We start from the raw sequence: 24,133 nt of genomic DNA, 5'->3' as shown, positions 1-24,133 counted from the left end.
TGCCAGGTTCGAGAGCACAGAGATGAGGCAGATCCCCGGTCCCACAATCCACAAAAAGGCGGTCAGCTTTAGAAGTATTCTTTTCATCGCAGGTAAGATGCCCCGTTCAGTCAATCGTTCGATGCGGTTCATTAACCGGATTCACGCGATGGCGCGTCGAACAGAATGTATGGATTTGTAATAAAGCTAACTATTCAGAACACTTGGCAACCCGTTATTCCCCCCATTCTTCCTTGTAGCCAAATCCGTTCCTGTTATCGGTTGCCTTGATGTAAAGCGGCGTAAACGCCCAGTAGACAGGCTGAAGATGGGCTGGAATAGAAAACCGGGCCATATAAAGATTTGCTGCCAGTTCCCGGTCCTCAATGCCCAGCCTCCGCACAGGCCCCTCCATCTGCAATCCACGCAGGAGAGGAATGGAGCTGTCCTGACCACTGACTGTTGCTACCCCTCGCCCTGCCTGCCCCAGCAGAATGCCGTGGCGGGTCGAAGGGTCTGTCACAAACAGCAGGCGTGCGCGTGGTAGGTCAAAAACATAGAATATAGGCGCTGCCCAGTGCTGATGCCCGGCGCAAACCGCCAGAGACATGACATGGAATTCTGCTACCAGGGCATCAATCCGGGGGGTAAATATGGTCATGGTCCGACAAACCTTAGCCATATGGTGGTCATGGGCATGGCCAGCACCAGTGCGGGCAGCATGTTACCAACCGGGAATTTGACAATGCCGCATATCCGGAAGCCAGTTGCCAGCATCAGCACACCCCCTACGGCTGCAAAATTGTCATTCATTAACGGGGTTGTCAGCGGGGCAAGATAAGTCGCACCTGTCGCAAGGGCCAGCAGGATGGAGGGATCTCCCGTCATACCTTCATGGATGGCACCAGATATGCCAGTTCCGCTTGCGCAGAAGAGAACGGTAAGGGCAACGAAACGTTCGAGAAATACCTCTGGCATCAGATCTGCAGGCATAGGCACAAAGCGTCCCATCAAGCGGTTCCCCCATGTGGAAACCGCGCCCAGATGAGTCTCCAAAGCGCAACTTTCCCCTATGATGACACCAAGCAGCAGGGATAAGACCATTACGGCAACGGCATGGCCATGGACAATCAGCGAAACACCCATTCCCATGGATGCCAGACCAAACATCATAGGCAGACCATCTTTCAGGCGTTGTGGAATATGCCCGCTCAGGGCCGCGCCGAGAATTCCGCCTGCCAGCACTACGCCGGCATCTGTATATGAGCCGATCAGCATGGCTGTTTTCCTATTTTTCCGCTGAGACGGCAGACAGTGTTTCGCCCCAGCGGGGCATGTCAGGCACTTCCACACCCAGCAGGGACAGGGCGCGCGCGGCACTATGGCGGATAATATCGGCACTTGTGCGCGGCGCCGCGTAAATGGTGGGAACCGGCGGGAAAATGATACCGCCATATTCGGTCACGGCCAGCATGTTACGCAGATGACCCAGATGAAGTTGCGCCTCACGCGTCATCAGCACCAGACGCCGCCTTTCCTTGAGCGCGACATCGGCCGCGCGCGTGACAAGATTACCCGTCACTCCCGATGCAATTGCACCAAGCATATGCATGGAGCACGGGGCGATAATCATGCCTTCGGTACGAAAAGACCCACTTGAAATGGGCGCGCCTAGCGCGCCTGGTGAGTGGATATGGGTGGCAAGGGCGTACACGTCCTCAGCCGACAGATCTGTTTCATGCTCACGCGTCAGTTGCGCACCACGGGACATGACGAGATGCGTCTCGATCTCCGCTTCCCGTAATAGACGCAAGACATCAACTCCATACTGGAAGCCCGATGCCCCCGTAATACCGACGACAATCCGTTTTCGGGTCATTGAAAGCTCCCGTTCTGAAGATGTTTCCTGATGACGGCAGAAGTACAGAGCCTGTCTGCCTGCGCGGGATGACGGATCGGCAGACAGGTTCCTGCGGGATTACATGCCCGCTTTGGGAAAGATCGAAGGTGCGAACGGATGCGGATCGACTTCGCGGAACTGCGCACGCACAAAATGCTCTTTCAGTTTCCATGGATAGGTGCAGTCAAAGATCGTCTTACACGACACGCCTTTTGCAGGGATTGAGGGATCGTAATCCGGCACCTGCGAGGGATCGAGCACATGGCCCGTCACCCCGGGCAGAAACATGGTATCCACATTGCCCTGATACCGGGTCTGCATGGCCCAGAGCACATCGTTACTATCGAACAGATCGACATCATCATCCACGATGATGACGTTCTTGAGTTCGCGATAAACTGCCAGCGCAATCAGCGCGGCCTGACGCGCCTTACCCGCATCGCCCGCACTACGCTGGCAGACCTGAAGGATCGCCAGCAGCTTTCCTCCACCCGCGCTATGCGCATAAACATTTTTCACAAACCCCGGCAGCGCCTTGTCACAGGCGTTGAAAATACTGGCTTCTGTTGGAATGCCTGCCAGATTCACATGCTCTTCACCCGACCCGACCAATGTCTGCAAAATAGCGTTCTTCCGCATGGTCACGGCTTTGACCTTGATCACCGGCAGGGCTGGATTGGCAGGACCGTTATAACCGGGAAATTCGGGCATCGCATGGCCCGTATTGGTGTTGACATCCTCCCGTATCCGACGTCCCGGCAGGATCTCGCCTTCACTCACGATTTCGGCCCGGGCGATGGAACGTTCTTTCACCGTCACAGCATCTATGAGTTCAACCGCTCTACCACGCAGCCCGCCAGCTACGGTCAGTTCATCAAAGCCCAGAGGTGTGGTGGGGGCCTTGAAACACGCCCCGATCGGGATGGCAGGGTCCAGTCCCATATTGATGGTGATAGGCAGCACCTCGCCCCGCTCTTCCGCCTTGGCACGAAAAAGACAGAGAGTTCATCGCGCCCCTGCACGCACAGACGATGGATGGTCACGTCTGTATGGCCGTTATCCGGATCACTACCCAGTAGCAGGCCGAGGCAGAAATAGGGACCAGCATCCTGTTCCGTATTGGTTGGGGCCGGGAGAAGCTTACGCAGGTCAAAGTGCGGGTCATCAGCCCGAAAGACCTGTTCCTGACAGGGAGCGGACTGTCCCTTGAGGACGACCGGAGCAATCCCGTTAAGGACCGCCTCGCCCATCCGCCGCCCAAGCTCTTCGGGTCTGCTGTCAAGCAGTAAGGCCACGCGCTCACGTTTTGCCATAAGGCCAACCAGTACCCGTGCATCGGGGTAGCCTTTCACATTCTCGAACATCATCGCCGGACCGGTTCTGGTCGGACGCATGACGGTACCCCCAGCCCCGACACGTTTATAAACACCCGCCAGTTCGGAGCGGGGGTCGATCTCATGGTCTGTTGAAATCAGTTCATCTGGGGACTGCTCAAGTCTAACCAGAGCGGAGCGTAGGTCGATGACCGGTGGGTTGGCTGTGTGATCCGTCCTGTCCATGACATTGTCCTTCCTGTCGCAAAAGGAAGGCTATCCGGCCACCATTATATGTTCCATATTCACCATGCGGCATTATTGATAAGTCAAATATTATGGATGAACATCTAACGTCTGTTTCTCTACGCCGGCTGGCTGTCTTTCTCACTGTGTGCGAAACCCTCCACGTCGCTCGTGCGGCTGAAAAGCTCGACATCGCACAGCTCGCGCTCAGCCAGCAGATCAAGGCTCTGGAAGAGGCTCTTGGTGCCCAGTTGTTCCATCGTCGCAAGCGGGGCATTGACCTGACCAGTGCTGGCCATGCCTGCCGGGAGGCGGCACAGCACCTCCTAAAGAGCCATCACAACCTGATCGACGGGGTGCGAAGCATTGCCCGTGGTGAGATGGGCCAGCTTGTTCTGGGTCATGTCGGATCGGCCCTGGCGGGACGGATTTTCCCCGACCATCTACAGAGAATGAAACAGCACTTCCCTGAGGTGCAGATCACGTTGGCTGAAAAATCCATCTCGGATCTTGTCACTGCTGTCACAAAAAAGGACATCGATGTTGCTTTGGTACGAGATCTTGAAACTGTTCCTTCCATCTGCAGCACACGACGATACATAACGGAAAAGCTATTTGTTCTACTTCCGGAAAACCATCCCCTTGCATCCCGAACCGACCTTTCCATACGGGCAATCCATGCCACTCCCCTGATTGGTTTTCAGGATCCGGACGAAGTCGGCATCGCACGTATTGTGCAACAAATAGCCGAAAAAAACGGCCTCTCCTTTGAGCCATCATGGAAAGTTACCAATATCGGCAGCATTTTCGGAATGGTTCACGCAGGTTTTGGCCTGTCAATCGTTGCCGAGAGTGTGACAGCACTTCTGCCTGCCGGTCTGAGCGCCCTCCCCCTGAGTGAACCTGACGCAGAATCAACCCTGTTTCTATTGTGGAACAGAGAGCAGATCTCGCCAGCATTACAGAAGTTCATCGAGCTTTCCTGAAATACCTCCATAATCTGTGAACCGGACATCGCTAAATTAGATCACTCGAATCACCTCATTACTGAAAAGCATAAATAACCAGTCATCTTCATCTCGTTCAGCGCACGCCTCCGACATCCCTGACGAAAGCATCGGCCTGTCCCTTCACCCAGTAGCCGGATGCCTTGATCCATGGGGCCGGAATCCTGCGCTCATCCAGAAGATACTGACGCACAGCCTTCGCCACGCGGGCCTCAGCGCCGACCCAGACAAAAGTACGGTCCGGAATTTCCAGATTTTTCAGAACAGCAAGAATACCCGCAGCGTCATCCGCCTGATCCATGGAGCGATAAACCCAGTGGGCAGCATGGCGCGCGACCGTGGCGAAGACCTGCTCATCTTCTGGTCCCGGCACAGCCACGAGCGTTGTGACAGGCGTGTCGGCTGGCAGTTCCTCCACGCGACGCCCGATCGCGGGTAACGCCGTTTCATCGCCAATCAGAAGCCACTGGTCAATCGGTCCGGCAATGATCTGCGATCCACGTGGACCGCCGATTTCCAGCCGATCTCCCGGTCTGGCGGCCCTTGCCCACGCAGCCGCTGGTCCACCATGATGATTGACGAAATCCAGAAGCAGCGTACCGTTCTGCGGGTCATAGCGGCGCGGCGTGTAATCACGGCGGGTTGGTGTGCCGTCCAGACCGGGAATGAAGATCTTGATGTGATCATCCGGCGCTGGACTGGTGAAACCGGCCAGTTCGGGTCCGCCCAGCGTGATGCGGATCATGTGCGGAGTCAGGCGCTCAATGGCGCGGACCTCAAGACTGCGTCTGACAAGTTCGTGCCTTACACGTCGGATCTCGGGACCATCACCCCGATTTAAAAAGGACTGGAAGAGTTTCATGACTGTGTATCCTTGTCGTGCCGACAGACCGGTGACTGTGGATACACAGACGCACAGGCTGCCAGCATTTTGCTGTCAGTTTCTGTGCGTTGTTTCACGTTAACGCATACGAAAGTACGATCAGCGAAGACCGCACTAGCTGTGTAGATCAAAGCCTTCGGAGGCAGAGTCTGTCAACGGGTTTCTCAGTATCCTCCTGTTATCCTCCTATTCCAAATGCCTGACCACAGCATCTTCAGATCGGACAGACGCCACTGGCACATTGAAGATGCGCCCAGTCCACCACTTCGCGCACCTCGTCATCCTGAATCATGGCGGTGATGGCAGCGAATTTGCCTGCCGACACTTCCTCTTCCGGCAGGTATTCATAACCAAGACCGGAATCCGGGCGGCTCGGCAGCACGGCGCAGCAGCGCACATGCGGCTGGTTGGCAGCCACCATGGCGCGGAAACTGTCCAGACTATGCCGGTCGGTATAGACCTTGAGCGTGTAAGACACCTGATTGCCCTGCTCCGCCCCGATCCAGTATTTCTCCAGCAGTTCCAGCCAGCGATACTGCTCCTCCGGCGAGGCTTCGGGTGCTGTCACCACACGCTCGCCCATGCCGAGACGCTGGATAAGCGGCACGGTCGGAAAGCCCACAATACTCATGCCCGGAAAGCTGCGCAGCGAACGCACGGGGTAGCCCTTGCGCTCATAGGTGGGCAGCAGCGGATCGGTCCCTGCCTCCCATGTGCCGTCCTCGCGTCGCACGCCCTTGAACTGCACCCAGCGAAGATACTGCCGCCGTGCGGGCAGATGCGCACCTTCAGTCAGACCGAACAGCTTGGATGTGGTGCCCGCGGGCTTGACGGTTGTGACCGTAACCGGTCGGGCGGTGCCGGTCTCGTGCGCATAGGCATCTGCCTCGCTTTTGGCGATGGTGGAGAGTTCCCGCACCGCGTTCCAGAAGGGAGCAGCACGTTCCTCATCCAGCAGGTCACGGAAGTCGAGACCAAAGCGCACCCATGCCCACTCATGCAGGCCGGTCGGGCCGATGCCGATACGGTTGGTCCGCCGCACCTCCTCGCCATACAACGCGTCCATGCGGTTGGCACGCAGCAGGAAGCGCACGCCCAGCCGTACGGAGTCCCGCACGCGGGCATCCCATATTGCCGCCGTCTCAGTCGGCACCTGACCGGGCGTCACATCCTCCGGCGCCACGGGGCAGGCCAGCAGCGGAGCGAAATCACCAATCACACAATAACCACCCGTGACGTGCAGCGTGATCTCGCCACACGGGTTGGTCGTGACCGGGAAATGCGCGGAGGTGGCCCGCTGCGCCAGATCCGCCAGCAGGGCCGCCCCCTCGCTGGCCTGATAACGATGCGAGCGGAAATCCCGCCCATCCGCATGCACCTGTTTGAACCGTGCGCTGCCGGTTCGATTATCTTCCAGCCGGTCACCGTTGATAAAACCGGGCTCGCCATTGATCCACGCGCACCGCGTGGCCTCGGCAAACACCGTGCGGGCATGGTCGGCCAACGAGCCGGTCTTTGCCGGATCGTTCACGTAATCCCAGAATTCGGCGTCCACCATGACGGAGTGGTTGGCGGTCCATAACCCGCCTTCTTCCTTGGCGCGAATGAAGCGCAGCACATCCGCATCCCGCCATGATTTGGTCGCCATGCGTGCGGCCCGACGGGCACCCCCAACCTGCACCTCGACGGACAGATAATGATCCACCCGTAGCGCCTGTTCCCATAGCGGCATGTCGCCTGCGCGCGCGGCCTCAATCACATGCTCTCGCACATTGAGCAGCCCGCGCAGCAACGAGACCGGTCCCGAAGCTGGCCGCCCCTGCATGCCTGCAATTGGACTGCCCGCGCAGCGGATGGCGCTGAAATCCAGCACCAGCGTGCAGCTGCGTTCGCCACGGAAGGCCATCGCCTCAATGGTCTCGACCGCCTTGCCCCATCCTTCTCGGCTATCCTCAATCATATGGATGAGATCATCGCCTTCGGGAGCACGGGCGAGCACAGTTCTTTCCAGAAAGGCACGGACCTGTGCCTCCGTCTCCGCATCGAAGGCTTCCAGCGCCGTGCCCCAGGGCAGGATCTGCATCTCAAGGCCGAACCGCAACAGGCTGGCGCGATCATGCGGGTAGTCCGGATGGTCAGGCGACAGGACGAATTTCAGATCCGGGGCCTGCCCCCAGTCCACCACGCAGAGTTCGTCGTCATAGGCTCGCCCGACGCCGGAGCCATTGAGCAGCAGGTAGAATTTCGCAAAAGAGCAGATGGCCGTCGCGCAGTTGGTGAACATCTCCATGTTGCGGTCTGGCTGCGTGCTGTCGCCATGCTGCAGATGGCGGCCCGATGTGAGCAGCGCCCCTGTGGCGATGGCGTTACGAAGCTGCATGATCTCCGCATCACCGACCGTAGCCAGCAGCCCGGCATTGCCTGCGGCCACACGATCAGCCACGCGCCCAAAATCTTCGCGGTCGGAAGGCCGGAACACGGTCCGACGACCGACCGCCTCTCCCATACCGCGATCCAGTGGACGTGCGGGGACCGGACGGGTTCCGAAAGCCTCTTCAAACGGATTGCGAACAGCTTCGCGTCCGCCCTGCCCGCCCGTAAACAGCGAAAAATCTCCGTCCATGCACCGGCTCCATCGTTCGGGCGAGCGTGGTCCCATCTTCGGTGCCATTTCGCTCATGTTGTGGTTGCGATGGGACAATGGCACCAGATGTTGTGTTTTGCACGAACAAAATAGCGGGCCGCACTTTTCTGATCGCTGTCACCCGCAGTTTTCCTTGATATGCGATCTGATTTTTTTGGTTCCTGCTGGACAGCCTGCCAGGAGAATCATGTCGGTCGCTTCGAACACCAGTAGCCGCGACGTCATCGCCGCCGGGAAGGTCTGTGAAAATACTCACGCACACGTGAAATCAGCCGTATCTACGCGTGAATTCGCTCCCATTTGCATCCTATGTGCATCCTGCGGTGTATTCCGGGCACAAAAAAACCGCCGTGTGAGGGCGGGTTTTTTATGTCTGATCAAGGACTTATGCTTGGTTTCGTGGATAGGATTTGAACCTATGACCTTCAGGTTATGAGTTCCAGTCTAATACTGGCACAATTACCGCACAGAGCCGATTTCTCTACGATAAATAGCGGTTTTTCTTAGGTTTATACTCGACCCCTGCTACACTCTCCCACGACTGGAATCGCCTGATTTCACTCCCAAATGATTCCTATTTGATTCCAGTGATTCCAACCCGGGGAGGATGTCCCATGGTCAAGATCACGAAACGTTCCGTCGAGGCTGCCGCCAGGACCGGCAAGGAGTATTTCCTCTGGGATGACGAGCTTCGAGGCTTCGGTCTGAGGGTCCATCCCTCGGGTCGGAAAATCTACCTCGCCTAGTTCCGCACGGGCGGGCGCATCCGCCGGGTCAATATCGGCCCGCATGGCCCGATCACACCGGATCAGGCCCGCACCGAGGCCATGAAGCATCTGTCCGATGTGCGGCTGGGCAGCGATCCCGGCGCACAGCGCGACCACCTGCGCTCCGCCGCGACCATGAAGGAATTCGGCAAACGGTTCCTCGACGAGCATGTCGCCTCGCACTGCAAACCCTCGACCCAGTACGAATATGGCCGCTGCGTGGACCTGTTCATCACCCCAAAGCTGGGAACGCTCAAGATCATCGACGTGACCCGCGCCGATGTCGTCGAACTGCACCAGGGATTGAAAGAGACACCCTATCAGGCTAATCGAGTGCTGGGCGTGCTGTCGATCATGTTCACCCTGGCCGACACATGGGGCGTGCGGACAGACGGGATCAATCCATGCTGGAAGGTCAAACGATATAAGGAAGTGAAGCGGGAGCGTTACCTGACACCCGATGAACTGGCACGGCTGGGCAAGGTGCTGCGCGAGGCGGACGGTGAGCCGGAAGCCGCAACCTGCATCCGCCTGCTGCTGCTCACCGGTTGCCGCCTTGGGGAAATCCAGATGCTGAAATGGAAGTTTGTGGACGCCCGCACGGGCGTCCTGCGTCTGCCGGATTCCAAGACCGGAGCCAAAATCGTGCCCGTCGGCAAGGCGGCGCTGGACGTGCTGGCGGGCATCCCCCGGATTGACGGCAACCCCTATGTCATAACCGGGAAAGTGGACGGTCAGTATCTGACCGATATCCAGAAACCGTGGCGGCGGCTGCGCGCGCGGGCCGGGCTGGATACGCTACGCATCCATGACCTGCGCCATTCCTTCGCATCGGACGCGCTCCAGCTTGGCGCGGACCTGACCATGATAGGGCGGCTACTGGGGCATACCCAGGTGCAGACCACCGCGCGGTATACTCACCTTAAAACCGATCCCATTAGAGAGACTGCCAATGCCGTAGCAAGTGCTATCTCTTTTTCTTTAGAGAAGGGAATTTGATCAAATGAAAATTTATATTGTTAGCTATCTCTATTATTTGAAATAATGTTCTTTACGGAATATCGAATTTGACCTTCAAAAAAGGCTCGTCGTCGTTTTACTGCAAATCTTGCAGCCTCCTGTGCCGCGACTTGCATAGGTGAACGTGGATCATTTGGGTCAACTCCCGTCATAATCATTCTAGAACTATCAATTTTATCACTTTCCATTGAATCTGTTCTTATTCTCTTTGCCACATGCACCAAGGGTACGTGCCCATCATAGCTTGAACCATCCATCATTAACGCCCCCAGCATAGGCAAGTACAAATTACCATCAACTTCAACCGGCATATTCACGCCCTGCTTACGAATTTTCAGAAGGTCTTCTTCCGTAAGACTTGAATTCCCATATCCAATACTACGAACCATGCCAGAATCAGGCCAATTTTTGACAATTATCTCAATTAGATGTCGCTCTATCTTCCAATCACGACCGTGGCTAAATATATCTATTATATATGCCGAATGAGAAATTTGACAAAAATAAATAAAAACAAGTACAGAACCACCTTGTATATGAAGATGATATATATTCCATTTGTTTCTTATTAAATCCATCATTTTCTTATAAGAGTTCCAATCACCTCTTTTTTCACCCTTTTTAAAAGCTTTCTTTGCTCCTGCCATCGGAGACACATAAGACGATAGGTCTTTCCCCATTTGGATGGCAGTTATCAGTGGCATAGCGAATTCAAGTGCAGGAGACCCTTGAAGATGCGCGGCAACCAACACAGAATATTGCCCAAAAATCCGAGGTGTCCTTAAGTATAAATCCCTTACACATATATCAATATTTTTATCCATGGAATTTTATGCCTTATTTATAGTTGCATCATTAAAAATGCCACGTTTGTGATGTTCATAGCCTATCTGATGGCGCGTTTTTCACTCTAGTCAGTCGACATCCCGAACAATTCCACATTCCATTATTACTTTTCGCCTCTTTCATCACGAACAGTGCGTCTCCTGCCGATCCGGATTTAACACCCAATTCCCATACTCTTCCATACGCCTGCCCACGCCTTTGGGGTGGAGAAATTCGCGCACGTCATATCCTCCACTCCCAGACAACATTTTTCCCGTCAGCCTCCCCTTACCGGCACCGCTTCACCCCCGAAGCGGACCGCATCGACAAGGGAGGTTTCCATGACCACGAGACCCGAACCAAAGCCGGAACAGTCCCCGGCCCCGGCAACACAGACGCCCCCGCGCGCCCTGACCGCACCGGCCCGTATCCAGCGCCCCTATCTGCGCAGTGGCGAAGCCGCTGATCTGATCGGTGTATCCATCCGCACCCTGGAAAAATACCGCTGCATTGGCGACGGGCCACCGTTCCTGAAGATCGGCACCCGTGTCCTCTACTCCCGACAGGATGTCGAGGACTGGCTGCAACGTCACCGCTGCAACAGCACCTCCGATGAAAACTTTGTCGCCGCACTCCGTAACCGGGCGTCATGGAGGAACAGGTCATGACCGACATGGACGCCTCCGACGACGCCCTGTTCGGCCTGACCACGGTGGAACTGACCTTCATCCAGAAGCGCGTCGAACACTGGCTGCGTTTTGGTCAGCCGGTCTCAGACAAGGTGCTGGACAAACGCCGCCGTCTGGTCGCCTTCACGCCGGGCAGCGTATTCGGCTTCATCCGGTGGACCGCCAACGATTACGGGACCGTTGTCTCCTGCTTCGACATCGTGCGCGTGGTAGAACCGGGGGCCGCCTTCCAGACCGTACCTTTCGTACGCCCTGGCGGCGAATTGCTGCTCGATGTGTCCGGCTGGCCCAAGGTCCGGCGCGTGCTGGAAGAAATCGACGCCATTGAGGAACTGGGGCTGCACCCCGCCGACATCTGTCCCGATCACTGGCGCGCCCTCAATGGGCGCATCGCCACCAATGTAGCCTCCCGTCCCTATACGCGCGCCATGCACAAGGCATGGCTGGCGCGCAGGAGACTCGCATCATGACCCGGCGCACCTGGTTCTTCGGCACGTATTTCATCGTACTGGCGGTTGGCGCGTCCGCCGCTGTGCATGTTGCGCCCCGGCTGTTGTGGAACGAGACGGCCAGCGTCCCGGTCGGGCTGTATCGGGTGCGTCCTGGCAGCGCGCTGCACATCGGGGATATCGCCGCGATCCGGTTGCCCGATCGACTGGCGCTGCTGCTGGCAAAGCGGGGCTATCTGCCGTTCGGCGTGCCCTTGCTGAAACCCGTCGCGGCATTGCCGGGGCAAGACGTGTGCAGGGTAAAAAACACCATCAGCATCGACGGCGCACATGCTGGCGACGCGCTCGACAGCGATCATCGTGGACGCCCGTTGCCCGTCTGGCAGGGCTGTCATCGTCTCTCGCCCGGCGAGATTTTTGTCATGAACCCGGCGGAACCGCGCAGCCTCGACGGGCGGTATTTCGGTCCGCTCCCAGCAAGCACTGTGATCGGGCGCGCGGTCCCGCTTTGGCTTCCGTCCCCTCATATCAATGGAGACCGGCCATGATCCATCTTGGCACGTTCACGCATACGACCAACGGATTTTTCGGGCAGATCACCACCTTCCTGATGGCCGACGATCTCTCCATCGTTCCGAACGAAAACCGCACATCCGAAAACGCTCCCGATTATCGCGTCCTGCGTGGTCTGGAGGATGATGCCGCGCAGGTTGGCTGCGCCTAGGTGCGACAGAACGAGCGCTTCGGTCTGTGGCTTGCCGTGCTGATCGACGACCCGCTGTTCGTCTCTCCGTTGGGTGCCCGGCTGATGCCCGACCGCGACGGTTCCGACAGTTTCCGGCTGATCTGGAACCGTCCCGATCCGCGTTATGCATCACGTTAAAAAAGCGCTCGGTCTGCTGGTGGTCTGCGGTGGGATGGCAATGCCCGTGCAGACTGCCAGCGCCGCGCCGTTCGATGCCTATGTCAACGAGGCGGCCACGCGGGCGAGCATCCCGCCCGCTTGGATCACGGCGGTGATGCGCGCCGAGAGTCAGGGTGATGCTTCTGCGGTATCACCCAGGGGCGCTATGGGCCTCATGCAGATCATGCCCGACACATGGCGGGAACTGCGCGCGGCGTTGAATCTTGGAGCCGATCCATACGATCCGCACGACAATATCGTCGCAGGTGCGGCGTATCTTCGCCGGTTGCATGACCGCTACGGCGATGCGGGTTTTCTGGCCGCCTATAATGCCGGGCCGGGGCGGTATGAGCAGTTTCTGACAGCAGGGAAAACGCTGCCCGACGAGACGAAAAAATACGTTTCCAGAGTCATCCGCCTGCTGCTTGGAGAGTCGATTGGCAGCGCGATTTCTGATGCGAGTTTTGTCAATCAATCGCACGCCGAAATGCCATCTGGAAATCGGCTTTTTGTCGGTCCGTTTGCATCCCAAACCGTCATCCAGAACGCGCCCGAGGTGATGCCCGTTTCTGATCACGTGATGCGATTTGTGGCCCCGCCTCATGGCCTGTTCGTCTCCGTTTCGCAAAGGAGCCCGCCGTGACAGGGGATTTACGGCATGAGAGGGGAAAACTGTCGTCCCATCGGAAGCATTTCGGGAATGTGCCGGGTGTTGGGCAGATCGGGAAACATGAAGAATTAAGAGGGCAAGATAAAACGGCCTGCCACGTCGGGCGACAAAGCGCAGGCGCGCCTTGCCTTCCTGTGTGCAGGTTGGGTCGGTCGTGTGCAGGGTTTTGGATTATGTCCTGCTCTCCTGCGGGGTTTTCCTGCACAGGAAGGTTCTGATGGCCCGTGACGAGGATTTCCGGGTCCGTCCGGGCCGCATTCGAAGCAAGGGAAGCAGTGCCCGGTCCCGGAGCTTTCTGGCGCAGGTGCTCCATGCTTCCCGCCGCGCGGGCGGAGGCAGTAGCGGCAGCCCCGGAAAGGGAGAAGGCAGCGGTCCGCGCTCCGGCCCCTCGACCTTCGGGCGGGGCCATTCCCGGTTTGGCAGAAGCCGCCTGTTCGACGCCCATCGCCGCGTCACGGTGAAGGCCCGCGTGGTACGACAGACCGGGCGCGGCGCGCGTCCCGGATCGCTGGCCGATCACCTCGCCTATCTGCGCCGGGATGGTGTCACCCGCGACGGCGAGAAAGCGCATCTGTTCGGGCCGGATGGTCAGGAGATGGATGCACAGGGTTTTGCTGCCCGTTGCCGGGACGACCGGCATCATTTCCGCTTCATCATCTCGCCCGAGGACGCGCCGGAGATGACGGACCTCGACGGTTTTACCCGCGACCTCGTGCAACAGATGGAAGCCGATCTCGGCACGCGGCTGGACTGGGCCGCCGTGTCGCACTGGAACACCGACAATCCGCATGTCCATCTGATCGTGCGCGGTGTGGACCAGGCCGGGGCTGATCTGGTGATCGCCCGCGACTATATCAGCCACGGGCTGCGCTCGCGGGCGGAGGATCTGGTGTCGCTGGAGCTTGGCCCACGCGCCGAACACGAGATTGAGGCTGCGCTGCGCCAGGATGTCACGGCGGAACGCTGGACACGCCTTGATGCCGAATTGCAGCATCATGCCGATGATCTGGGCATCGTGGACCTGCGGGCTGACGCCGGGGCCACTCATTACCTCGGGCAAAATGCGACGCATCGCGCCCTTCTCACCGGCAGGGCGCAGACACTGGAACGCATGGGACTGGCCCCATCAGCAGGACCGGGACGCTGGTCGCTCACGCCCGGCATGGAAGACACGCTGCGCGAGATGGGCGCGCGAGGGGACATTATCAAAACCATGCACCGCGCCATGACGGAACGAAGCCGGGATCGGGCGATGTCCCCCGGCGATTACGTGATCTCCGGGCGTGATCAGCCCATCGCCTTGACGGGGCGGTTGCTGGAGCGCGGGTTGCACAATGAACTGACAGGCGAAGCCTATGCCGTAATCGACGCCACGGACGGGCATGTGCATCATGTCCGCTTCCCCGGCGTCGAAGCCTTCCGCGACGCCCCGCCCGATGGCGGCATCGTTGAGGTGCGGACCGTCACCGGCAAGAACAGCGGCAAGGACTATCTGGTGCTGTCCGCGCGTTCCGATCTGGACCTTGCCGCCCAGGTCAAAGCGCCGGGTGCCACATGGCTGGATCATCGACTTGTGAAGCGCCAGCCCATGGACCTCGCCCGCACAGGTTTCGGGGCCGAGGTGCGGCAGGCCATGCAGGAGCGCACCCGCCATCTCACGGATCGCGGGCTGGCGTCATTCCAACAGGATGGGTCCGTCCGCTACCAACGCAACCTCCTGACGACATTACGTCAGCAGGAACTCGATCTGGTGGGCGCGAAACTCGCGAAGGAAAGCGGGCTGACCTATGAGCGCAGCATTTCAGGCAACTTTGTCACCGGCCAGTATGTGAAACGCCTCAGCCTGTCCTCGGGGCGCTTCGCCATGATCGACAATGGCCTCGGCTTCCAGCTTGTGCCCTGGGCGCCGTCTCTGGAGAAGCAGCACGACCGCTATGTCGATGGGGTCGCCCGCGATGACGGGGGAGTCGACTGGCGACATGAGCGCAAACGCGATCTCGGGATCAGCATGTAAACCACGTTGCCCGTTCCTTTTACGTCATGGCTCGCCCCGATACGACAAACCCGATTTCGATCTTGTTTCTGAAAAAATCGTTCGGTCACATCATGACTTTTCATGGAGGATTTCCATGCGTGACCGCCTGAACGTCTCCCTGCCCGTCGCCATGATCTCGCAGATCGGTGACCTTGCCACACGCCGGAAGGTGACGCGCTCCGCCGTGGTGGAGGCCGCGGTCGCCTCGCTCCTGTCACCCGACAGCGCGGAGAAAACCGAAGCGGCCCTGACACGGCGGCTGGACCGGCTGACACGTCAGATGCAGCGGCAGGAGCGTGACCTGATGATCGCGCTGGAAACGCATGCCCTGTTCATCCGCTTCTGGCTGGGCCAGATGCCGTCCCTGCCAGCCGAGGCGCAGGCCGCCGCTAATGCGCTGGGACAGGAACGGTTTGCGCGGTTTCTGGACACGCTGGGGCGACGGCTGTCTCAGGGGCGGTCTTTCCGGGATGACATCCCGCTCGATATTCCCGCCATGCGTCAGCGCCCCTCTGACAGGGCCGATGCTGCGTCACCCAAAGCATAGCGCTCGTCCCCGTGGGTGACATCACCCCTCAAGCAGCAGTTTGAGATAGCCGCCCTCAACCAGGGCGAGGCCTTCATCGCGCCAGTCCTTGGCAGTCCTGCGCCATGTATGATCGCGCCATTCGTTCCAGGACATGGTCAGAGCGCGGGGATCAAGCAGCACGGCGGCAATGCGACGTTCATCGGCACCGGCCCGATGCAGGGACCGAAACGGCGTTATCATCGGAGGAACACGGGCAGGCAGTCTGAAACCCAGATGATGGGCCACGAAACGCCCGGCCTCATACCAGCGACTTCGGTAATGCGGGTCGATCGGGATCACGACCGCAGGCCGCTTTGCGGCGGCCGGATCATCCAGCAGGAAGAAAAATGTCCCGAAGGAACCGGTCACGGTGACGGAGCGCCCCACGTCGTCCTCGCTGTCGAACAGGATGCGGCCCATAGCCTCGAAATCCAGCGACCGGAGATTGGTAAAACCCCGAGGGGCATCCGTCAGGCTGATGATCCTTGTTGTATCTTCCATGCGCCAGATCACGGGTTTTCGGGTTATAGGGATGTCAGGATCATGGACAAAAACGTAACCTCCATCGGTCCCGGAACGCCGCCCACAGAAGCGAGGGGTTGGTGCTGGCCCCGGCCCGCTGCAAAATATCATGATAATCGCTGACATAGCGGGACCAGCGCCGCATGAAGGCCCCGGCAAGGGCGGAGGCCGGGAGGGTTCTGAGGATGGCCAGATCGGCCTCGGAATGCCAGATGTCCAGTGGCATGGGGATGGTCCTCTCGGCTGGAAAGCCGCCGACCGGGTGCGACAAAACACACCGCACCTGTCAGGTGGCTCCGCGTTTCTGGTTACATTGAGTTCTCACGCCTTGCGGCATGACCTTATGAAAATTGCAGGGACACTCCACGCATGTTGCGCCTTGTTATCCAACGAGTTTGGCATGGAGACGAAAGGTAAGGTAATGGAGAACAAATTCTTTAGTTCAGTGCAGTGAATTTTCACCAATTATAGGTCAAATTTCCATATACCTTTCGACCCTCTCCCAGATTACAGACACCGCTCGCACATCCCGCGACATAGTATTTATTTGTTAAATTAGAAATAGTAATTTGTGCTTTTAATCCATTCAAACTTCTAAAACGTTTTCCAAAATCATAGTGAGCACCAATATCAAACAAAAAATATGCAGGGACTTTGTATGATTCAATATTGTCTCCGTATGTAAACCCAACGTATCTCATACCCCAGTTAATACCAAAACCTTGCACTATATTAGATGGAACAGCATAGTCTGCAAAAATGGAAAACATATTGCGGGGAATACGTGGGACAGCTTTTCCTTCCTCAGCTCGCTCTATGATTGGGCTACATGCCTTACCTGATGAAGGACAAAATGCGTTATCTGTAAGATTCGATTTTCCAAATCTGGTATCCGTATAACTATAAGATGCAATCAAACGAAGGTCTTTTGTGATATTTGCATTAGCCGAGACTTCGAAACCACGGGATCTAACGGTTCCTGCATCCTTCTCGCTGTCATGGACCAAATCTTCGATCAAATAATGATTCTCCGTAATATCAAATGCCGCTGCCGTGATCAGAATATCTTTATAAGGGACTTTATATTTTAGACCGGCCTCAAGCTGCTTTCCTGTTAAAGGTGAAAAGGGATGACCGAGATAGTCCGTAGATGTTTGAGGAACAAACGATGTTGAATAACTAAAGTATGGAGCAAGTCCAAAATTAAAATTGTAAATTATACCCCCCCTCCACGTGAATGCTGACTGTGGCTGAGGCGCTTTTTTATCAGAAGATTGGGTTACATTGCCAGTACCGTCACTCGTGTACGTGGTATCATGATAATGAAAGTTAACCCAATCTTGGCGTCCTCCTAGGAGGACGGATAGGCCTTTCCATTTAATTTGATCTTGAAAATAAATACCTTCTTGAAAAAAATCATAAGGTGCTACGGTATCTGTTCCGGCACATTTCCCTGACCGAATGCTAAAGCAAGGTATATAATTAGATTGTGGATTATAAACATTTATGGAAATAGGAACATCACTCTGCTGGTCAAAAGCAGAATCTGTGTTGTAGCTATAATCTCGAAAATCATTTCCAACAACCCATGTGTTTTTAACCTTTCCAATTTTAAATGAACCACTAAACCTTGTATCAAATTGTATAGTATTTAGTGATTGCTTCGATATTTCGGGACGAATTTTTATTGTGTCTGCATCTACTGCTGACCCGAAATACGAATATTGTGTCTTTGCGTTAGAATGATCCCAACGAAACGTCTGATCAAAATTAAGGAATTTGTTGAAGCTGTGGTGGAACTGTGATTCCAACATGGCATCTGTTTTGCTGTATGAGTTAAAATCGGGCAGACCTAGAAATGTGCTACGTGAAATCCGAGGAATATCAGAACTTGTAATTAACGTACCGCGAATTGGTCGCGCATTATCTACCCCGTTATTTGGAGTGTACTTATACATTCCGACAAGCGTCCATGAAGTATTTTTATCAATATCCCACGTTAAAGAAGGCAGAATCCCTAAACGTTGATATTGAACATGATTTGTCTGGATACCTTGAGTTACTCCTATACCTGCCACTCGGAATCGAACTGTTCCTGACTTATTCACTTTATCACTATAGTCGAAAGTTCCTTCGTAACGCCCCCAATTGCCGAAACCCACAGAAATTTCATGAAGAGGCGTTTCTGTGGGTTTCTTTAAAGTGATACCTATCATGCCGCCCGGTGTCGTTTGTCCATACATAACTGATGCTGGTCCGTTAACAGCTTCAATTCGCTCCACAAATGCAGTCTCTCCAGATGCCCCTGAGGCCCCATGAGACCATCGATAAATTGTGTAGTGCTAAAACCACGTTGTTTAATGGAACTTTGACCATCACTCGCCGAACCTGTATCGTGAGTGCCATAGCTTTCTGCATATATACCGGGCACATAACGCAGAGCTTGGGCAATTGTTTGTGGCTGTTGATCGACTATTAACTTCTTAGTCACTACATGAATTGAATTTGGTATCTCCATAATAGATGTGTTTGTTTTGGTCGCAGACATCGTATTTTCTGCAACATATCCAACGCCCGGACCAGTAGGATCTTGATGTGCAACGGAGCCGCCGACACGGACCGGACCAAGGGTAATGTTGACTGATGCTTTCACAAGCGTCACAATATTTCCTGAAAAACGATAGGTCAGACCTGTGCCCGCAAGCAACTGCACCAGTGCCTGCTGCGCAGTAATGCGCCCGGCTACACCGGGAGACGATAGTCCCTGAATCACAGGCGTCTCAACCGAAACCTGCTTTCCAGACTGCGCTCCGAAAGACGTTAGCGCCTTCGCAAGAGATCCCGCAGGAATAGAAAAGCTTTTTGATTGATCGGCAGTCATCGCAGATGAAACCACCATTTGAGCAAAAGCGCCTGGTGCTCCGGCAACAGAAGCCAGTGCCGAGCTTGTCATCAGAATTGCAGCTATAATTTTTCGGTCAGCACCGACACTCACGTTCCGTCGCAACGGCATTGTTTCCCTTACTGTGCTTTACGTAGCAGGGGACGTGTCGTTAATGCGACTGCATTGCAGTTTCATCCCCTACTTGAGCGACGGGTGCCGAGAAAAATTTTTCCCTCTTTTTTATGATCGGATGCGAAAAAATTAGAAATCGGAGATAATGACAAACCAAGGCGTCATACGCCTTACGGCTACGCCCTCATGGGCTTGCGCCAAGGCGTGCAGGGCTCCGAGTGGGTTATTCAGGTCATAAACCCCTGTAACCCGCCGTGCAGCGAAGTCTGAACTGGCAAGCACAATCATCCCTTTGAAGTAGGGACGAAGTTTTTCCACCACATCAGCCACCGGCTGATCATTAGCGATCAACTGCCCATGTCTCCATGAGGCGATTTCGGTCCCGTCAACATTCGTACGATGGAAACCGCCCTTCCAGCCTACGTGGATCGCCTGTCCCGCCTGCAAATGCTCTGAAACCCCAAAAGACGGAGAAGCGTCTACCTGCACAGCCCCCTGCGCAACCGCAACATCCGTACTATCCGCCCCGAAGCCGACTTCAAACGCAGTGCCAATATCTATCGTGCGGACACTATGAGCATCCACGGCAAACGGGCGCGTTGCGTCATGTGTCACTTCAAAAAAAGCACGACCTTTCAAAAGACGAATATACCGTTGTGACCCTTTATAATCCACGGCAATAGCACTCTGAGGAGCTAGCTCTACGTCTGTACCATCTGCGAGCCGGATCGACTGTTGTTGGGCCGTGCCTGTGGTATAATCAGCTTGCCACCAAAGAAAAGCGCTCGGAGCTATCAGTAGGACGAGACAGGCGGCGAGCGCCATCCCTGCACCAACTACCGGAACCATTCGCCTCGATAGGATGCGCTGCGATGGCAGAGGAGCCACCTCGTCCGCTACGTCTCGCGCTTCAAATACACGGATGGCAGCACCTTCATTCGCCGCTGCGGGACCAATCAGATCATAGGCTTGTGCAGTCTCGGTCCAGGCTTTTCTATTGGCTGGGTGAGCGAAAAGCCATTCAGCGAAACGGGTGCGAAGATCGGGATCATCAGGCTCATCTTCCAAAAAGATAAGCCAGTCAGTTGCTTCCCTTATTGCCCGTTCGTCTTCGCTCTCTATCCCTGCCGTCATCCCTCTCCCGATACTCAAGCATCATGTTGGCCGTCACATGTCCGAACATGGACGAAGTCAGTCCCTACTTCATAAACGAAGCAGCGTAGATTTTTTTCTATAATGATTTACTGGAACGACTTCAGGCGTCTCCGGCAATGGGCAACGCCTTCGGCGATCAGAGTATGGGCACGTGTTACAGAGATTCCCAACCGTGCGGCCACCTCCCTGGTCTTCAATCCTTCAAGACGGTGCAATTCCACGGCTATTCTTGTGCGCTCTGGGAGTTCTGCAAGAGCATCCCGCACAATGGCCAGTTGCTGGCGATGCAGAATCTCGACTTCCGGAACAGCCCGCTCATCTGGTTGAAGATGAGTTGTCTCGCTTCCATTGTCAGAGATCACATAACGGCTACGGCTGATATGTGCCCGTCTGCCATCAAGAGCAATATTTCGGACAATGCGAAAGAGATAGCGTAACGGTTCACGAACAAAATTCGGATCAGCCTGAGAGACAGTCGAGAAACGAACCCACGCTTCCTGAACGATATCCTCGCTTTGCGTCGTAGTCCCCGTGACAGTGGTCGCATAGTCGACCAGCCGTTTACGGTTCTGCACGAACAGGCTCAGATTGTCCTTCTCGCTGTCCAAAGGTGCGCTGTCCACTTCATCACGCGGTCATACGAATCCGCTTCACCACATTAAGAACCATTCTTATTTGGTAGCTGCGTGAGGACGGATTGGAAGGCAAGGAGAAGGTTCGCGGATCGGCCCTGCGCTGGGCGGCTTGGGCCGATTCCTTCCCTTACCCGCCCTCTTCTGGCGCGCCTCGCGCGCAGCGTTGCTACGCGAGATTTCTCCGCCGTTTGATTCCTATATGATTCTAGTTGGTGTGTTAGAACGCAGAAAGCCCGCTCTATGAGCGGGCTAACTACTTGATTTTGTTTGGTAATTTTGGTTGCGGGGATAGGATTTGAACCTATGACCTTCAGGTTATGAGCCTGACGAGCTACCGGGCTGCTCCACCCCGCGGTGGTGAGGGGTGACTGGAAGACCTGGCGGCGACCGACTTTCCCGTGCCTTAAGGCACAGTATCATGGGCGCTGGGGTGTTTCACGGCCGAGTTCGGGATGGGATCGGGTGGATCATTCCCCGCCATGGCCACCAGGTCATCCAGTCATCCCTGGTTAGGGGCTGAGAGGATGTGATGGGTTGGTGCTTTTTGTAAGTATTGAAGAGTGGATGACTGCTGTGCATGTGTGTTGCCACTGTTGTGGCGATGGAATGAGCCTGTTGGGCGATTAGGACCAGTTAGCTGCACGCATTACTGCGCTTCCACACCTGGCCTATTGACGTGATGGTCTATCACGGCCCTCGGGGAGACCTTGTTTTGAGGTGGGTTTCCCGCTTAGATGCTTTCAGCGGTTATCCCGTCCACACTTAGCTACCCGGCTGTGCCGCTGGCGCGACAACCGGTGCACCAGAGGTATGTTCATCCCGGTCCTCTCGTACTAGGGACAAATCCTCTCAAGTCTCCAACACCCACGGCAGATAGGGACCGAACTGTCTCACGACGTTCTAAACCCAGCTCACGTACCACTTTAATCGGCGAACAGCCGAACCCTTGGGACCTGCTCCAGCCCCAGGATGTGATGAGCCGACATCGAGGTGCCAAACCTCCCCGTCGATGTGGACTCTTGGGGGAGATCAGCCTGTTATCCCTAGAGTACCTTTTATCCGTTGAGCGATGGCCCTTCCACGCGGGACCACCGGATCACTATGGCCGACTTTCGTCTCTGATCGAGCTGTCACTCTCACAGTCAGGCGGGCTTATGCCATTGCACTCGACAGCCGGTTTCCGACCGGCCTGAGCCCACCATCGCGCGCCTCCGTTACACTTTGGGAGGCGACCGCCCCAGTCAAACTGCCCACCATGCAGGGTCCCGGACCTGGCTAACAGGCCTCGGTTAGACATCAGAAACAGTCAGGGTGGTATTTCAAGGATGGCTCCACCGGAACTGGCGCCCCGGTTTCAAAGCCTCCCACCTATCCTACACAGAATGTCTCTGATGCCACTGCAAAGCTGCAGTAAAGGTTCATAGGGTCTTTCCGTCTGACCGCGGGTACCCCGCATCTTCACGGGGAATTCAATTTCGCTGAGCCGATGCTGGAGACAGCGGGGAAGTCGTTACGCCATTCGTGCAGGTCGGAACTTACCCGACAAGGAATTTCGCTACCTTAGGACCGTTATAGTTACGGCCGCCGTTTACCGGGGCTTCAATTCGGTGCTTGCACACCTCCTCTTAACCTTCCGGCACCGGGCAGGCGTCAGGCCGTATACGTCGTCTCTCGACTTCGCACAGCCCTGTGTTTTTACTAAACAGTCGCTACCCCCTGGTCTGTGCCACCCGCCAATGGTTGCCCACTGACGGGTCTTGCTTATCCCGAAGTTACGCAAGTAATTTGCCTAGTTCCTTCAGCATCGTTCTCTCAAGCGCCTTGGTATTCTCTACCAGTCCACCTGTGTCGGTTTCGGGTACGGTCTATATGCCAGAGCTATTTCCTGGAATACTCCAAAAGCCGGATCAATCCGATAAGACCCGACAACATATTGTATTCGTCACTTCTGGCAGGCCCGGGAATATTTGCCCGGTTTCCATCGACTACGGCTTTCGCCCTCGCCTTAGGGGCCGGCTCACCCTGCGCGGATTAACCTTGCGCAGGAACCCTTGGACTTTCGGCGACAGTGTTTCTCGCACTGTTTGTCGCTACTCATGTCAGCATTCGCACTTCCGATATCTCCAGAGAGGGTCACCCCGTCTCCTTCACAGACCTACGGAACGCTCCGCTACCGCGCATACATAGTATGCACCCACAGCTTCGGCACGTGGCTTGAGCCCCGTTACATTTTCGGCGCAGGGTTTCTATTAGACCAGTGAGCTATTACGCTTTCTTTAAAGGATGGCTGCTTCTAAGCCAACCTCCTGGTTGTTTTGGAATCCCCACATCCTTTCCCACTTAGCCACGATTTGGGGGCCTTAGCTGGTGGTCTGGGCTGTTTCCCTCTCGACAATGGACCTTAGCACCCACTGTCTGTCTGCCTGGCTCATACTTCCGGGTATTCGGAGTTTGGTTAGGTTTGGTAAGGCTTTGGGCCCCCCTAGCCCATCCAGTGCTCTACCCCCCGGGGTAATACCAGACGGTCTACCTCAATAGATTTCGCGGAGAACCAGCTATTTCCGAGTTTGATTGGCCTTTCACCCCTAGCCACAGCTCATCCCCGACTTTTTCAACAGGCGTGGGTTCGGCCCTCCAGTGCGTGTTACCGCACCTTCAGCCTGGCCATGGCTAGATCACTCGGTTTCGGGTCTTCTGCCAGCAACTCGTCGCCCTATTCAGACTCGCTTTCGCTGCGCCTACACCTATCGGCTTAAGCTTGCTGCAAACAGAAACTCGCTGACCCATTATACAAAAGGTACGCCGTCACCCCATAAGAGGCTCCGACTGCTTGTAGGCATTCGGTTTCAGGTCTCTTTCACTCCCCTCGTCGGGGTGCTTTTCACCTTTCCCTCACGGTACTTGTT

Annotated in this window: 20 protein-coding genes, 1 tRNA gene, 2 rRNA genes and 3 pseudogenes (1 of these 26 cut by a window edge); 9 read left to right on the top strand and 17 right to left on the bottom strand. The window is 56.0% G+C overall.

What is annotated here, in order from left to right; translation table 11 throughout:
* Positions 1-214 precede the first annotated feature (214 nt).
* From ACE2AA_RS00440 to ACE2AA_RS00420, 5 genes and pseudogenes are all read right to left on the bottom strand, one after another.
* Complete coding sequence (locus ACE2AA_RS00440; protein ID WP_395370583.1) at positions 215-640, bottom strand: hypothetical protein; 426 nt, start codon at positions 638-640, stop codon at positions 215-217.
* A complete protein-coding gene (locus ACE2AA_RS00435; protein WP_395370581.1) occupies positions 637-1,257 on the bottom strand; it encodes a DUF554 domain-containing protein in 621 nt (206 codons plus the stop codon). The genes ACE2AA_RS00440 and ACE2AA_RS00435 overlap by 4 nt, the downstream gene beginning before the upstream one ends.
* 10 nt (positions 1,258-1,267) lie before the next feature.
* Positions 1,268-1,858, bottom strand: coding sequence for a UbiX family flavin prenyltransferase (locus tag ACE2AA_RS00430; RefSeq protein ID WP_395370580.1), 591 nt, complete (start codon positions 1,856-1,858; stop codon positions 1,268-1,270).
* A 99-nt stretch (positions 1,859-1,957) separates the two neighbouring features.
* Positions 1,958-3,129 (bottom strand): annotated as a pseudogene (locus ACE2AA_RS00425) (UbiD family decarboxylase).
* Positions 3,130-3,177: 48 nt separating this feature from the next.
* A pseudogene (locus tag ACE2AA_RS00420) lies at positions 3,178-3,438 on the bottom strand (UbiD family decarboxylase); the annotation flags it as partial.
* 92 nt (positions 3,439-3,530) lie between these two features.
* Here ACE2AA_RS00420 and ACE2AA_RS00415 point away from each other — a divergent pair.
* Positions 3,531-4,424 carry a LysR substrate-binding domain-containing protein gene (locus ACE2AA_RS00415; RefSeq protein ID WP_395370578.1) on the top strand — a complete coding sequence of 298 codons (894 nt, stop codon included), beginning with the start codon at positions 3,531-3,533 and terminating at the stop codon, positions 4,422-4,424.
* A gap of 97 nt (positions 4,425-4,521) precedes the next feature.
* Here the strand turns inward: ACE2AA_RS00415 and ACE2AA_RS00410 are convergent, their stop codons facing one another.
* Together ACE2AA_RS00410 and ACE2AA_RS00405 are read right to left on the bottom strand one after the other, a co-directional pair.
* Positions 4,522-5,307, bottom strand: a complete 786-nt coding sequence (locus ACE2AA_RS00410) for a siderophore-interacting protein (protein ID WP_395370577.1) — start codon at positions 5,305-5,307, stop codon at positions 4,522-4,524.
* 235 nt (positions 5,308-5,542) lie between these two features.
* Positions 5,543-7,951, bottom strand: coding sequence for a recombinase (locus ACE2AA_RS00405; RefSeq protein WP_395370576.1), 2,409 nt, complete (start codon positions 7,949-7,951; stop codon positions 5,543-5,545).
* An 848-nt stretch (positions 7,952-8,799) separates the two neighbouring features.
* Between ACE2AA_RS00405 and ACE2AA_RS00400 the strand changes: the two genes are divergently transcribed.
* Positions 8,800-9,738 (top strand): tyrosine-type recombinase/integrase, encoded by a 939-nt coding sequence (locus ACE2AA_RS00400; protein WP_395370574.1) that lies wholly within the window; start codon positions 8,800-8,802, stop codon positions 9,736-9,738.
* 20 nt (positions 9,739-9,758) lie between these two features.
* Here ACE2AA_RS00400 and ACE2AA_RS00395 read toward each other — a convergent pair whose 3' ends face one another.
* Entirely contained in the window at positions 9,759-10,583 is an 825-nt protein-coding gene (locus ACE2AA_RS00395; RefSeq protein ID WP_395370573.1) for a hypothetical protein, read from the bottom strand.
* Positions 10,584-10,925: 342 nt separating this feature from the next.
* Between ACE2AA_RS00395 and ACE2AA_RS00390 the strand changes: the two genes are divergently transcribed.
* From ACE2AA_RS00390 to ACE2AA_RS00360, 7 genes and pseudogenes are all read left to right on the top strand, one after another.
* A complete protein-coding gene (locus ACE2AA_RS00390; protein WP_395370572.1) occupies positions 10,926-11,252 on the top strand; it encodes a helix-turn-helix domain-containing protein in 327 nt (108 codons plus the stop codon).
* Positions 11,253-11,257: 5 nt separating this feature from the next.
* Positions 11,258-11,743 carry a DUF2840 domain-containing protein gene (locus ACE2AA_RS00385; RefSeq protein WP_395372057.1) on the top strand — a complete coding sequence of 162 codons (486 nt, stop codon included), beginning with the start codon at positions 11,258-11,260 and terminating at the stop codon, positions 11,741-11,743.
* Positions 11,740-12,270 carry a S26 family signal peptidase gene (locus ACE2AA_RS00380; protein WP_395370570.1) on the top strand — a complete coding sequence of 177 codons (531 nt, stop codon included), beginning with the start codon at positions 11,740-11,742 and terminating at the stop codon, positions 12,268-12,270. The genes ACE2AA_RS00385 and ACE2AA_RS00380 overlap by 4 nt, the downstream gene beginning before the upstream one ends.
* Positions 12,267-12,605, top strand: a pseudogene (locus ACE2AA_RS00375) (DUF736 domain-containing protein). The gene ACE2AA_RS00380 and the pseudogene ACE2AA_RS00375 overlap by 4 nt, the downstream one beginning before the upstream one ends.
* Complete coding sequence (locus ACE2AA_RS00370; protein WP_395369798.1) at positions 12,592-13,269, top strand: lytic transglycosylase domain-containing protein; 678 nt, start codon at positions 12,592-12,594, stop codon at positions 13,267-13,269. Before ACE2AA_RS00375 ends, ACE2AA_RS00370 begins: the two are co-directional and overlap by 14 nt.
* A gap of 244 nt (positions 13,270-13,513) precedes the next feature.
* On the top strand, positions 13,514-15,310 hold the full coding sequence (locus tag ACE2AA_RS00365) for a relaxase/mobilization nuclease domain-containing protein (protein WP_395369799.1): 1,797 nt from the start codon (positions 13,514-13,516) through the stop codon (positions 15,308-15,310).
* Positions 15,311-15,425: 115 nt separating this feature from the next.
* Complete coding sequence (locus ACE2AA_RS00360; RefSeq protein WP_395369801.1) at positions 15,426-15,878, top strand: CopG family transcriptional regulator; 453 nt, start codon at positions 15,426-15,428, stop codon at positions 15,876-15,878.
* Positions 15,879-15,899: 21 nt separating this feature from the next.
* Here ACE2AA_RS00360 and ACE2AA_RS00355 read toward each other — a convergent pair whose 3' ends face one another.
* From ACE2AA_RS00355 to ACE2AA_RS00315, 9 genes are all read right to left on the bottom strand, one after another.
* Positions 15,900-16,400: a DNA -binding domain-containing protein gene (locus ACE2AA_RS00355; RefSeq protein ID WP_395369803.1), complete on the bottom strand. Its 501-nt coding sequence runs from the start codon at positions 16,398-16,400 to the stop codon at positions 15,900-15,902.
* A gap of 40 nt (positions 16,401-16,440) precedes the next feature.
* Positions 16,441-16,647, bottom strand: a complete 207-nt coding sequence (locus tag ACE2AA_RS00350; RefSeq protein WP_395369804.1) for a transcriptional regulator domain-containing protein — start codon at positions 16,645-16,647, stop codon at positions 16,441-16,443.
* Between the two features lie 232 nt (positions 16,648-16,879).
* Positions 16,880-18,703, bottom strand: a complete 1,824-nt coding sequence (locus ACE2AA_RS00345) for a TonB-dependent siderophore receptor (RefSeq protein ID WP_395370569.1) — start codon at positions 18,701-18,703, stop codon at positions 16,880-16,882.
* Entirely contained in the window at positions 18,634-19,416 is a 783-nt protein-coding gene (locus ACE2AA_RS00340) for a secretin and TonB N-terminal domain-containing protein (protein WP_395370567.1), read from the bottom strand. The genes ACE2AA_RS00345 and ACE2AA_RS00340 overlap by 70 nt, the downstream gene beginning before the upstream one ends.
* A gap of 150 nt (positions 19,417-19,566) precedes the next feature.
* Positions 19,567-20,571, bottom strand: a complete 1,005-nt coding sequence (locus tag ACE2AA_RS00335; protein WP_395370565.1) for a FecR family protein — start codon at positions 20,569-20,571, stop codon at positions 19,567-19,569.
* 107 nt (positions 20,572-20,678) lie between these two features.
* Complete coding sequence (locus ACE2AA_RS00330; RefSeq protein WP_395370564.1) at positions 20,679-21,200, bottom strand: sigma-70 family RNA polymerase sigma factor; 522 nt, start codon at positions 21,198-21,200, stop codon at positions 20,679-20,681.
* Between the two features lie 304 nt (positions 21,201-21,504).
* Positions 21,505-21,581 (bottom strand) — tRNA-Met (locus ACE2AA_RS00325).
* A gap of 21 nt (positions 21,582-21,602) precedes the next feature.
* Positions 21,603-21,718: ribosomal RNA gene (rrf, locus tag ACE2AA_RS00320) — 5S ribosomal RNA — on the bottom strand.
* A gap of 111 nt (positions 21,719-21,829) precedes the next feature.
* Positions 21,830-24,133, bottom strand: a 23S ribosomal RNA gene (locus ACE2AA_RS00315); it runs 437 nt beyond the window's last position.

The sequence above is a fragment of the Komagataeibacter diospyri genome (assembly GCF_043995075.1).
Lineage (GTDB): Bacteria > Pseudomonadota > Alphaproteobacteria > Acetobacterales > Acetobacteraceae > Komagataeibacter > Komagataeibacter diospyri.
Note: the sequence above shows the minus strand (reverse complement) of the source record. Positions and strands in the feature narration are given on the sequence as shown.